The 10,918-nt window shown below is 71.8% G+C and carries 10 protein-coding genes; 7 read left to right on the top strand and 3 right to left on the bottom strand.

Going from position 1 to position 10,918, the window contains the following annotated elements; translation table 11 throughout:
• Positions 1 to 73: 73 nt before the first annotated feature.
• From aroA to AOK00_RS29510, 7 genes are all read left to right on the top strand, one after another.
• A complete protein-coding gene (gene aroA / locus AOK00_RS29540) occupies positions 74 to 1,324 on the top strand; it encodes a 3-phosphoshikimate 1-carboxyvinyltransferase (protein ID WP_055603289.1) in 1,251 nt (416 codons plus the stop codon).
• Between the two features lie 34 nt (positions 1,325 to 1,358).
• A complete protein-coding gene (gene dxr / locus AOK00_RS29535) occupies positions 1,359 to 2,609 on the top strand; it encodes a 1-deoxy-D-xylulose-5-phosphate reductoisomerase (RefSeq protein ID WP_055603288.1) in 1,251 nt (416 codons plus the stop codon).
• Positions 2,606 to 3,913, top strand: a complete 1,308-nt coding sequence (locus AOK00_RS29530) for a M50 family metallopeptidase (RefSeq protein ID WP_055603287.1) — start codon at positions 2,606 to 2,608, stop codon at positions 3,911 to 3,913. The genes dxr and AOK00_RS29530 overlap by 4 nt, the downstream gene beginning before the upstream one ends.
• 103 nt (positions 3,914 to 4,016) lie before the next feature.
• On the top strand, positions 4,017 to 5,174 hold the full coding sequence (ispG, locus tag AOK00_RS29525; RefSeq protein ID WP_030322406.1) for a flavodoxin-dependent (E)-4-hydroxy-3-methylbut-2-enyl-diphosphate synthase: 1,158 nt from the start codon (positions 4,017 to 4,019) through the stop codon (positions 5,172 to 5,174).
• 202 nt (positions 5,175 to 5,376) lie between these two features.
• Positions 5,377 to 6,222, top strand: a complete 846-nt coding sequence (locus tag AOK00_RS29520) for a GNAT family N-acetyltransferase (RefSeq protein ID WP_030322408.1) — start codon at positions 5,377 to 5,379, stop codon at positions 6,220 to 6,222.
• 28 nt (positions 6,223 to 6,250) lie between these two features.
• Positions 6,251 to 6,796, top strand: a complete 546-nt coding sequence (locus AOK00_RS29515) for a GNAT family N-acetyltransferase (protein ID WP_055603286.1) — start codon at positions 6,251 to 6,253, stop codon at positions 6,794 to 6,796.
• A gap of 69 nt (positions 6,797 to 6,865) precedes the next feature.
• Positions 6,866 to 8,566: a proline--tRNA ligase gene (locus tag AOK00_RS29510; RefSeq protein ID WP_055603285.1), complete on the top strand. Its 1,701-nt coding sequence runs from the start codon at positions 6,866 to 6,868 to the stop codon at positions 8,564 to 8,566.
• Between the two features lie 62 nt (positions 8,567 to 8,628).
• On the opposite strand, the gene AOK00_RS29505 is transcribed toward AOK00_RS29510, so the two are convergent.
• The 3 genes from AOK00_RS29505 to AOK00_RS29495 all read right to left on the bottom strand — a co-directional run.
• Positions 8,629 to 9,558, bottom strand: coding sequence for a slipin family protein (locus AOK00_RS29505; RefSeq protein ID WP_055603284.1), 930 nt, complete (start codon positions 9,556 to 9,558; stop codon positions 8,629 to 8,631).
• A 45-nt stretch (positions 9,559 to 9,603) separates the two neighbouring features.
• On the bottom strand, positions 9,604 to 10,503 hold the full coding sequence (locus AOK00_RS29500) for an aminoglycoside phosphotransferase family protein (RefSeq protein ID WP_055603283.1): 900 nt from the start codon (positions 10,501 to 10,503) through the stop codon (positions 9,604 to 9,606).
• 31 nt (positions 10,504 to 10,534) lie between these two features.
• Positions 10,535 to 10,918, bottom strand: a 384-nt coding sequence (locus AOK00_RS29495) for a ferritin-like domain-containing protein (RefSeq protein ID WP_055603282.1), incomplete at its 5' end; no start/stop codon positions are given.

Here is a 10,918-nt window from a genome sequence, read left to right as displayed (position 1 = left end):
GGACCCGCGCGGGTCCCCGTCCACGGTGCGGACCGCAGCGCGACGGCCCCGGGCCGCACGGCAGGATGATCCCGTGACCGTCATCCACATCCCCGGCTCCAAGTCCGTCACCGCCCGCGCGCTCTTCCTCGCCGCCGCGGCCGAGGGCACCACCACCCTCCTCCGGCCCCTCGTCTCCGACGACACCGAGGGCTTCGCCGAGGGGCTGACCGCCCTCGGCTATGCCGTCCGCCGCGAGAGCGACGCCTGGCGCGTCGAGGGCCGTCCCGCCGGCCCCGGCGCGGACTCCGCCGACGTCTACTGCCGTGACGGCGCCACCACCGCCCGCTTCCTGCCCACCCTCGCCGCCGCGGGCCACGGCACCTACCGCTTCGACGCCTCCGCCCAGATGCGGCGGCGCCCCCTGGGGCCGCTCAGCACCGCCCTGCGCGAGCTCGGCGTCGACCTGCGGCACGGAGGGCGGGAGGGGCACCATCCCCTCGACGTCCACGCCCACGGCGTGAAGGGCGGCGCGCTCACCCTCGACGCCGGTCAGTCCTCCCAGTACCTGACGGCCCTCCTCATGCTGGGCCCGCTCACCGCCGAGGGCCTCGACATCACCGTCACCGACCTGGTCTCGGAGCCGTACGTCGAGATCACCCTCGCGATGATGCGCGAGTTCGGAGCGGAGATCACCGAGGAGCGCAGCGGGGACGGCGGCCGTACCTACCGCGTCGCCCCCACCGGCTACCGCGCCGGCACCTACGGCATCGAGCCCGACGCCTCCACCGCCAGCTACTTCTTCGCCGCCGCAGCCCTCCAGCCCGGTCGCTCCGTCACCGTGCCCGGTCTCGGCACCGGCGCCCTCCAGGGCGACCTCGGTTTCGTCGACGTGCTGCGCCGGATGGGCGCCGACGTCGACGTCACCGCCACGGGCACCACCGTCCGCTCCACCGGCACCCTGCGCGGCCTCACGGTCAACATGCGGGACATCTCCGACACCATGCCGACCCTCGCCGCCATCGCGCCCTTCGCCGACGGCCCGGTCCGCATCGAGGACGTGGCCAACACCCGGGTCAAGGAGTGCGACCGCCTGGACGCGTGTGCCGAGAACCTGCGCCGCCTCGGCGTCACCGTGGAGACCGGCCCCGACTGGATCGAGATCCATCCCGGAACGCCGGCCGGGCCGGTCGAGATCGCGACCCACGGCGACCACCGGATCGTCATGTCGTTCGCGGTCACCGCCCTGCGCACGCCCGGCGTCACCTTCGACGACCCCGGTTGTGTGAAGAAGACGTTCCCCGACTTCCACCGGGTCTTCGACACGTTCGTCCGGACCCCGTGAAGACCGCCCGGGGTTTGCGGCAAGAATGGGGGGCATGAGCGACCGCCCCTCTCCTCTCGCCGACCCCCATATCGCCTTCGACGTCTCCGAAGGACGCCGGGACATCGTCGTCCTCGGCTCGACCGGGTCCATCGGCACGCAGGCCATCGACCTGGTGCTGCGCAACCCCGACCGCTTCCGGGTCACCGCCCTGGCCGCCTCGGGCGGCCGGGTCGCGCTGCTCGCCGAGCAGGCGCACCGGCTGAAGGTCGCCGCGGTCGCAGTGGCCCGCGAGGACGTGGTGGAGGAGCTCCGTACGGCCCTGAAGGCGCTGTACGGCTCCGAGCCGCTGCCCGAGCTCCTCGCCGGCCCCGACGCGGCCACCCAGCTCGCCGCCTCGCCGTGCCACACCGTCCTCAACGGCATCACCGGTTCCATCGGCCTCGCGCCGACCCTGGCCGCCCTCGAAGCCGGCCGTACCCTCGCCCTCGCCAACAAGGAGTCGCTGATCGTCGGCGGCCCCCTGGTGAAGGCGCTCGCGAAGCCCGGCCAGATCATCCCGGTCGACTCGGAGCACGCCGCCCTCTTCCAGGCGCTCGCCGCGGGCACCCGCGCCGACGTCCGCAAGCTGGTCGTCACCGCCTCGGGCGGCCCGTTCCGCGGCCGTACGCGCGCCCAGCTCGCCCACGTCACCCGCGAGGACGCGCTCGCCCACCCGACCTGGGCGATGGGCCCGGTGATCACGGTGAACAGCGCCACCCTGGTCAACAAGGGCCTGGAGGTCATCGAGGCGCACCTCCTCTACGACATCCCGTTCGACCGCATCGAGGTCGTCGTCCACCCGCAGTCGTACGTGCACTCGATGGTCGAGTTCACCGACGGCTCCACGCTCGCCCAGGCCACCCCTCCCGACATGGGCGGCCCGATCGCCATCGGCATCGGCTGGCCCGAGCGGGTTCCGGACGCGGCCCCCGCCTTCGACTGGAGCAAGGCCTCCACCTGGGAGTTCTTCCCGCTCGACACCGAGGCGTTCCCGTCGGTCGGCCTGGCCCGGCACGTCGGCGAGCTGGGCGGCACGGCCCCCGCCGTCTTCAACGCGGCCAACGAGGAGTGCGTCGAGGCGTTTCTCGCCGGACGGCTGCCGTTCAACGGAATCATGGATACGGTCACAGCGGTCGTCGCGGAGCACGGCGTTCCCGCCGCGGGAACCTCCCTCACCGTGCCCGACGTCCTCGAAGCGGAGACCTGGGCGCGAGCCCGGGCCCGAGAGCTCGCAGCGAAGGCAACAGCGGAGGCCCGCGCATGACCGAAATGCTCCTGTACATCCTGGGCCTCGTGCTGTTCGCCCTCGGTCTCCTCGTCTCCATCGCCTGGCACGAGCTGGGCCACCTCTCCACGGCCAAGCTCTTCGGCATCCGCGTGCCGCAGTACATGGTCGGCTTCGGCCCGACGATCTGGTCGAAGAAGCGCGGTGAGACCGAGTACGGCATCAAGGCCATCCCCGCCGGCGGCTACATCCGCATGATCGGCATGTTCCCGCCGGGCGAGGACGGCAAGATCGAGGCCCGCTCCACCTCGCCCTGGCGCTCGATGATCGAGGACGCCCGGGAGGCCTCGTACGAGGAGCTCAAGCCCGGCGACGAGACCCGGCTCTTCTACACGCGCAAGCCGTGGAAGCGCGTGATCGTGATGTTCGCCGGACCGTTCATGAACCTGGTCCTGGCGGTCGCGCTGTTCTTCGGCTCGATGATGACGCTGGGAATCGAGGGCCAGACGACGGACGTCGCCGCCGTCCAGAAGTGCGTCATCAAGCAGAGCGAGAAGCGCGAGAAGTGCGCGGCCGGCGACCCCGTCTCCCCGGCCTTCAAGGCGGGTCTGAAGGACGGCGACAAGATCGTCGCCTTCAACGGCACGCCGGTGAGCGACTGGGACACCCTCTCCGACCGCATCCGCGACACCATCGGCCCGGCGACGGTCACCGTCGAGCGTGCCGGTCAGCGCATCGACCTGCACCCCACCCTCGTCTCCAACGAGGTGCCGAAGAAGGACGCGGACGGCAAGGTCATCCAGCCGCTCGACTACGGACCCGCCGGATACCTCGGCTTCCAGTCCAAGACCGAGGTCGCGCCCCTCACCTTCGGCGAGACCAGCGACCGGATGGGCGACCTCCTGGAGAACGGCGTCCACTCGGTCATCGCCCTCCCGGGGAAGATCCCCGGCCTGTGGGACGCCACCTTCGGCGACGGCGAGCGCGCGGACGACTCGCCGGTCGGCGTCGTCGGCGCCGCCCGCATCACCGGTGAACTGATGACCGTCGAGGCCCCGCCGACGACGATCCTCGTGATGTTCATGAACCTGCTCGTCGGGTTCAACGTGTCGCTGTTCCTGTTCAACATGCTCCCGCTGCTGCCGCTCGACGGCGGTCACATCGCGGGTGCCCTGTGGGAGTCCGTACGCCGTCACACGGCCCGGATCTTCAAGCGCCCCGACCCGGGCCCGTTCGACGTGGCGAAGCTGATGCCCGCCGCGTACGTGGTGGCCGGAGTCTTCGTCTGTTTCACGCTGCTCGTCCTCGCCGCCGACCTCGTCAACCCGGTGAAGATCACGTAGTCCGCAGGGGGGCCGGACCCGGTGGTGTCCGGCCCCCCGCCCCCGGGGCGGTAACCTCGGAGACCTGAGCCCGCCGACGCACAACCTTGAGGTTGCACAAAAGATGACCGCGATTTCTCTCGGTATCCCGACCGTCCCGACCCGGCTCGCCGAGCGGCGCAAGAGCCGCCAGATCCAGGTCGGCAGCGTGGCCGTCGGCGGTGACGCACCCGTCTCCGTGCAGTCGATGACCACGACCCGCACGTCCGACATCGGCGCCACGCTGCAGCAGATCGCCGAGCTGACGGCCTCCGGCTGCCAGATCGTGCGCGTGGCCTGCCCCACCCAGGACGACGCCGACGCCCTCGCGGTCATCGCGCGGAAGTCGCAGATCCCGGTGATCGCCGACATCCACTTCCAGCCGAAGTACGTGTTCGCGGCGATCGACGCCGGCTGCGCGGCCGTCCGCGTCAACCCCGGCAACATCAAGCAGTTCGACGACAAGGTCAAGGAGATCGCCAAGGCGGCCTCCGACGCCCGCACCCCGATCCGCATCGGCGTCAACGCCGGCTCGCTCGACGCGCGCCTGCTCAAGAAGTACGGCAGGGCCACCCCCGAGGCGCTCGTCGAGTCCGCCCTCTGGGAGGCGTCCCTCTTCGAGGAGCACGGCTTCCGCGACATCAAGATCTCGGTCAAGCACAACGACCCGGTGATCATGGTCGAGGCCTACCGGCAGCTCGCGGCCCAGTGCGACTACCCGCTCCACCTCGGCGTCACCGAGGCGGGCCCGGCCTTCCAGGGCACCATCAAGTCGGCCGTCGCCTTCGGCGCGCTGCTGTCCCAGGGCATCGGCGACACCATCCGCGTCTCCCTCTCCGCGCCGCCGGCCGAGGAGATCAAGGTCGGCATGCAGATCCTGGAGTCGCTGAACCTGCGCCAGCGCCGCCTGGAGATCGTCTCCTGCCCGTCCTGCGGCCGCGCCCAGGTCGACGTCTACAAGCTCGCGGAGGAGGTCACCGCCGGCCTCGACGGCATGACCGTCCCGCTGCGCGTCGCCGTCATGGGCTGCGTCGTCAACGGCCCGGGCGAGGCCCGCGAGGCCGACCTCGGCGTCGCCTCCGGCAACGGCAAGGGCCAGATCTTCGTGAAGGGCGAGGTCATCAAGACCGTCCCCGAGTCGAAGATCGTCGAGACCCTCATCGAAGAGGCTCTGAAGATCGCCGAGCAGATGGAGAAGGACGGCGTCGCCAGCGGCGAACCGTCGGTCGCCGTCGCGGGCTGAGCGTTTCCGGCCCTTCCCGAAGCTCCCGGTTCTTCCCGAACCCGGCTCCTGACGAAGCCCCGGTTCTTCCCGGACCCGGCTCCTCACGAAGCCCTCTCCACCCTCCGGGGAGGAGGGGGCTTCTCGTGCGGGGAGGGCCCCGCCACAGGCGAGAGGGGTAAAGTGCGGAGACGACGTAGAACCGTACGGTGAGGCCCCCTTCGTGCTGACACAACCCGCCACCCGGGTCCTCGAACCCGCCGACCTCGGCGCCGCACTCGCCGTTCTGGAGAGCGCCCCCGTCGAGAACGCCTTCGTGACCGCCCGCGTCCAGGTCGCCGGGCTCGATCCCTGGCGCCTCGGCGGCGAGATGTGGGGCTGGTACAGCGAGGGGCGGCTGCGGTCGCTCTGTTACTCCGGTGCCAACCTCGTGCCGCTCTGCGCGACGCCCGAGGCCGTTCGCGCCTTCGCCGACCGGGCGCGCAGGACCGGCCGCCGCTGTTCCTCGATCGTCGGGCCCGCCGAGCCCACCACCGAGCTGTGGCGGCTCCTGGAGCCCAGCTGGGGCCCCGCGCGGGACGTCCGCGCCCGGCAGCCGCTGATGGTCGCCGAGGAGCCCTCCGCGACCGTCGCGCCCGACCCGCTCGTGCGCCGCGTCCGCAAGGACGAGATGGAGGTGATCATGCCCGCGTGCGTGGCCATGTTCACCGAGGAGGTCGGCATCTCCCCGCTCGCCAACGACGGCGGACTGCTCTACCAGGCCCGGGTCGCCGAGCTCGTCGGCGCCGGCCGTTCCTTCGCCCGTATCGAGGACGGCAAGGTGATCTTCAAGGCGGAGATCGGCGCCGCCACCCGTCAGGCCTGCCAGATCCAGGGCGTCTGGGTCGCACCCGAACACCGCGGCAAGGGCCTCTCCGAGTCGGGCATGGCCGCCGTCCTCCAGTACGCCCTCGCGGACGTCGCGCCCGTCGTCAGCCTGTACGTGAACGACTACAACACCCCGGCGAGGGCCTCGTACCGCCGTGTCGGCTTCCAGGAGACCGGTGCCTTCATGAGCGTGCTGTTCTGAGGACCCGGCCGCTTGTAGGGTGCGCCGCATGGATGACGCAGAGGTCATGATCGGGCCGGTCAATCTCGCAGCCCGGGTGGACGAGGCACTCGCCGTGCAGGCGCTCGCCTTCGGCCTGGACGAGGACGAGATCGCCGTACGCCGCCACATCGTGCTGCGCCACCTGCTGAACCCCGGCGCGCGCGCCTACGGGGCCACCACCGCCGAGGGGCGACTCGTCGGATTCGTGTACGGGATGCCCAACGACCGGGGCCACTGGTGGTCCACCGTCGTCGAGGCGTATCTGCGCGCCACCGGCACCGTCGACTGGCTCGACGACTCCTTCGTGATCACCGAACTCCACGTCCACCCGGCCCACCAGGGGCGCGGTGTGGGCCGCGAGCTGATCACGACGATCACCGACGAGTCCGCGCAGCCGCGCTCGATCCTCTCCGCGATCGACACCGACAGCCCCGCCCGCGGCCTCTACCGCTCCCTCGGCTACCAGGACCTCGCCCGCCAGGTGCACTTCCCGAGCGCGGTCCGCCCGTACGCGGTCATGGGCGCGTCCCTGCCGCTCAAGCGCCGGAACTGATTTCTCCGACCCGGGGAGGCCCGGCTAATCTCGGGGCCATCATCCTTACCCGGCAGGAGTACGAGAACCATGGCCAACGCACCGGTCCAGCGCATGTCCCAGTTGATGGCGAAGACGCTGCGCGACGACCCGGCCGACGCCGAGGTCCTCAGCCACAAGCTCCTCGTCCGCGCCGGCTACGTGCGCCGCACCGCCGCCGGCATCTGGAGCTGGCTGCCCCTCGGCAAGAAGGTCCTCTCCAACATCGAGCGCATCGTCCGCGAGGAGATGGACGCGATCGGCGCTCAGGAGGTCACCCTCCCCGCGCTGCTGCCGCGTGAGCCGTACGAGGCGACGGGCCGCTGGGACGAGTACGGCGCCGAGCTCTTCCGTCTCCAGGACCGCAAGGGCGGCGACTACCTCCTCGGCCCGACGCACGAGGAGATCTTCACGCTCCTGGTCAAGGACCAGTGCTCGTCGTACAAGGACCTGCCGGTCATCCTGTACCAGATCCAGAACAAGTTCCGTGACGAGGCCCGCCCCCGCGCCGGCATCCTGCGCGGCCGCGAGTTCCTCATGAAGGACTCGTACTCCTTCGACACGGAGGACGAGGGCCTCGCCCAGTCCTACGCCCTGCACCGCCAGGCCTACCAGCGGGTCTTCGAGCGCCTCGGCCTCGACTACCGCATCGTCGCGGCCACCGCCGGCGCCATGGGCGGCTCGAAGTCCGAGGAGTTCCTGGCCCCGGCCGGGGCGGGCGAGGACACCTTCGCCGACTGCCCGAACTGCGACTTCGCGGCGAACACCGAGGCGATCTCGTACGACCTCAAGCCGGTCGACGGCTCGGCCGTCGCGGCCGCCGAGGAGATCCCCACCCCGGACACCCCGACGATCGAGACCCTGGCCGCTCACCTCGGCGTCCCGGCCTCCGCCACGCTGAAGAACCTCCTGGTGAAGGTCGACGGCGAGATCGTCGCCGTGGGCGTCCCCGGCGACCGCGAGGTCGACATGGGCAAGGTCGAGGAGCACTTCGCGCCGGCGACCGTCGAGATGGTCACCGAGACCGACTTCGCCGAGCGCGCCGACCTCGTACGGGGCTACGTCGGCCCGCAGGGCCTGGAGAAGGTCACGTACATCGCCGACCCGCGCGTGGCGCCGGGCACCGCGTGGATCACCGGTGCCAACAAGGACGGCACGCACGCGAAGAACGTCGTCGCGGGCCGTGACTTCGAGGTCGAGGAGTACGTCGACGTCGTCGTCGTGCAGGAGGGCGACCCGTGCCCCACGTGCGGCACCGGCCTCAAGCTGGACCGCGCCATCGAGATCGGCCACATCTTCCAGCTGGGGCGCAAGTACGCCGACGCCCTCAAGCTCGACGTCCTCGGCCAGAACGGCAAGCCGGTCCGCGTGACCATGGGCTCGTACGGCATCGGCGTCTCGCGCGCCGTCGCCGCGCTCGCGGAGCAGACCGCCGACGAGAAGGGCCTGTGCTGGCCCGCCGAGGTCGCCCCGGCCGACGTCCACGTCGTCGCCGCGGGCAAGGCGCTTCAGACGGAGCTGGCCCTCGAGGTCTCCGAGAAGCTGTCCGCCGCGGGCCTCCGCGTCCTGGTCGACGACCGCGCGGGCGTCTCGCCCGGCGTCAAGTTCACCGACGCGGAGCTCATGGGCGTCCCGAAGATCCTGGTCGCCGGCCGCCGTTCGGCGGAGGGCATCGTGGAGCTGAAGGACCGCCGGACGGGTGACCGCGAGGAACTGACGGTCGACGAGGCGCTCGCCCGCCTGACCGCCTGACGGCGGGAGACGTGACGGAGGGGCGGGGGCCCGAGGCCCCCGCCCCTCCCGTCGTGGGCCGCTCAGTGGCCCTCCTCCGGCGGAGCCGGTTCCACCGACGCCCCCGTCAGGTCACCCACCGGCTCCACCCCCTCCGCCGCATGGGCCGCGCCCTTCAGGTACGCGTCACTGACCGGCGGTGCCGGCGGGGCGGGCGCCACGGCGGACGCGTCGCTCCCGGCGACCGCGGACCCCATCGTCGACCGCTCCAGGAATCGCAGCAGTTCCACCGGGAACGGCAGTACCAGCGTCGAGTTCTTCTCCGCCGCCACCGCCACCACCGTCTGCAGCAGCCGCAGCTGCAGCGCCGCCGGCTGGTCGGACATGACCGCCGCCGCCTCCGCCAGCTTCTTCGAGGCCTGGAGCTCCGCGTCCGCGTTGATCACCCGCGCCCGGCGTTCCCGGTCCGCCTCCGCCTGCCGGGCCATCGAGCGCTTCATCGTCTCCGGCAGGGAGACGTCCTTGATCTCGACCCGGTCGATCTGCACGCCCCAGCCGATCGCGGGGGAGTCCAGCATCAGTTCCAGGCCCTGGTTGAGCTTCTCCCGGTTCGACAGCAGGTCGTCGAGATCGCTCTTGCCGATGATCGACCGCAGGGACGTCTGCGCCATCTGCGAGACCGCGAACTTGTAGTCCTCGACCCGGATCAGCGCCTCCGCGGCGTCGACGACCTTGAAGTAGACGACCGCGTCGACCCGCACCGTCACGTTGTCCCGCGTGATGCCCTCCTGCGCGGGCACGGGCATCGTGACGATCTGCATGTTCACCTTGTGGAGGCGGTCCACCCCCGGAACGATCATCGTGAAGCCGGGCGCGCGCACGTCGTTACGCAGCCGGCCGAAGCGGAAGACGACTCCTCGCTCGTACTGCTTCACGACCCGGGCGGCCGCGCCCGCGTACACGGCGATCGCCGCGGCCGCGCCGGCCGCCGCCACCAGCAGCTCTTCGATCATCACGGCCCCCTGGATTGAGCCGAACGGTACAGAAAGGGTATTCCCCTACAGCCAGCTCGCGAACTCCAGGAGCAGCTCGGCGTCCTGCCGGCGCCCCGCCGTCAGCGCCCGCGTGCCCGACTCGACCGCGCGGAACAGCGTCCAGCCGCGCAACCGCTCCCGGTCCAGGTCCAGGGAGTCCGCCAGCTTGTTGACCCGCCGCCGGGCCGCCGAGGCACCCGAGGACGCGGCCACCAGGTCCTCGACCCGGTCCCGTACGAGCCGGGCGAGGTCGTACGCCCGCTCGCCGACCAGCGGCTCGGGGCCCACGGCCAGCCAGGGCGCCCGGTCACCGCCGAGCACCTTGCCCTGCCGGAAGTTCCCGTGCAGCAGCAGCGTCTCCGAGGAGGCGGACACCAGCTCCTCGCGCGCCGCGAGCGCCGCCGTCGTCAGCTCGGCGGTCGCCGCCCCGGTGAGGTGGGGGGCCATCGCCGCCGCCTGCCGGGCGGTCCGCTCGGCCACCGTCTCGAAGCCGTGCGCCGCCGCCGGCTCGACCCACAGCTTGCGCACGGTCCCGGCCGCCTCCAGGAGCGCCTTCGCCTCCGGGAGCGAGCGGAGCGAGACCTCGGGGTGCAGCCGTTCGAGGACGAGCGCGCCCTCCGCGGCCTCGTCGAGGAGCTGGACCGCGCCCCAGCCGTTCCAGTGCGCGAGCGCGTCCCGCTCCAGGTCGGGCCGGGCGAACGAGGGTGCGATCTTGAGCGCGGCGGGGGAGCCGTCGGACCGCCGGACGAGCACGACGAGGCTGCTGCGTCCGCCGGGTGCCATCACCCGTTCGCTCTCCAGGGAGGCGCGGTCGAGCACCTGGTCGGCGAGCTCGGGCAGTTTCCCGAGCCACTCGGCCGCCGCGGCGTCCCCGTACGTCTCACCGAGCGTCCTGATCAGTCGCTGCGGCGGTTCGAAACCCATGCGTACGTTGTTCCTTCGGTCGGGGCGGGGCTCACACCCGCTCGGCGAGCCCAGGAAAGGTTACGTCGCTGCCGCGCCAGCGGACGGCGCGTACCGCCGCCTCCCGCAGCGCGGCGGCCGCCTCGCGGCGCCGGGGGCCCTCGGCGGCCCGGACGAGGTCGGAGTAGACCCCGGCCACGCGGTCCTCGAGGACGGCCGCGAGCCGTACCGCGCCGGCCGGGTCCGCGACCCGGAACGGCAGCTCGTACGCGGCCTCCGCCGCCACCGGCGTACCGCCGAGGTCGCGCACGCTCCGGCGCAGCGCGTCCCGGCGTGCCCGGTGCGCCTCGTACGCGGCGGTGGCCTCGGCCCGCCGTTCCGTACCGATCCGGCCGCCGACGACCCCGTACCCGTACACCGCCGCGTACGAGGCGCA

The organism is Streptomyces aureus (assembly GCF_001418135.1).
GTDB classification, from domain to species: domain Bacteria; phylum Actinomycetota; class Actinomycetes; order Streptomycetales; family Streptomycetaceae; genus Streptomyces; species Streptomyces aureus_A.
Note: the sequence above shows the minus strand (reverse complement) of the source record. Positions and strands in the feature narration are given on the sequence as shown.

Excerpts from the sequence above, each read along its gene's own strand:
- AOK00_RS29505 (WP_055603284.1), bottom strand. The coding sequence starts at position 9,558 with ATGATCGAAGAGCTGCTGGTGGCGGCGGCCGGCGCGGCCGCGGCGATC.
- AOK00_RS29530 (WP_055603287.1), top strand. The coding sequence starts at position 2,606 with ATGACCGAAATGCTCCTGTACATCCTGGGCCTCGTGCTGTTCGCCCTC.
- AOK00_RS29500 (WP_055603283.1), bottom strand. The coding sequence starts at position 10,503 with ATGGGTTTCGAACCGCCGCAGCGACTGATCAGGACGCTCGGTGAGACG.
- ispG (WP_030322406.1), top strand. The coding sequence starts at position 4,017 with ATGACCGCGATTTCTCTCGGTATCCCGACCGTCCCGACCCGGCTCGCC.
- AOK00_RS29510 (WP_055603285.1), top strand. The coding sequence starts at position 6,866 with ATGGCCAACGCACCGGTCCAGCGCATGTCCCAGTTGATGGCGAAGACG.
- dxr (WP_055603288.1), top strand. The coding sequence starts at position 1,359 with ATGAGCGACCGCCCCTCTCCTCTCGCCGACCCCCATATCGCCTTCGAC.
- AOK00_RS29515 (WP_055603286.1), top strand. The coding sequence starts at position 6,251 with ATGGATGACGCAGAGGTCATGATCGGGCCGGTCAATCTCGCAGCCCGG.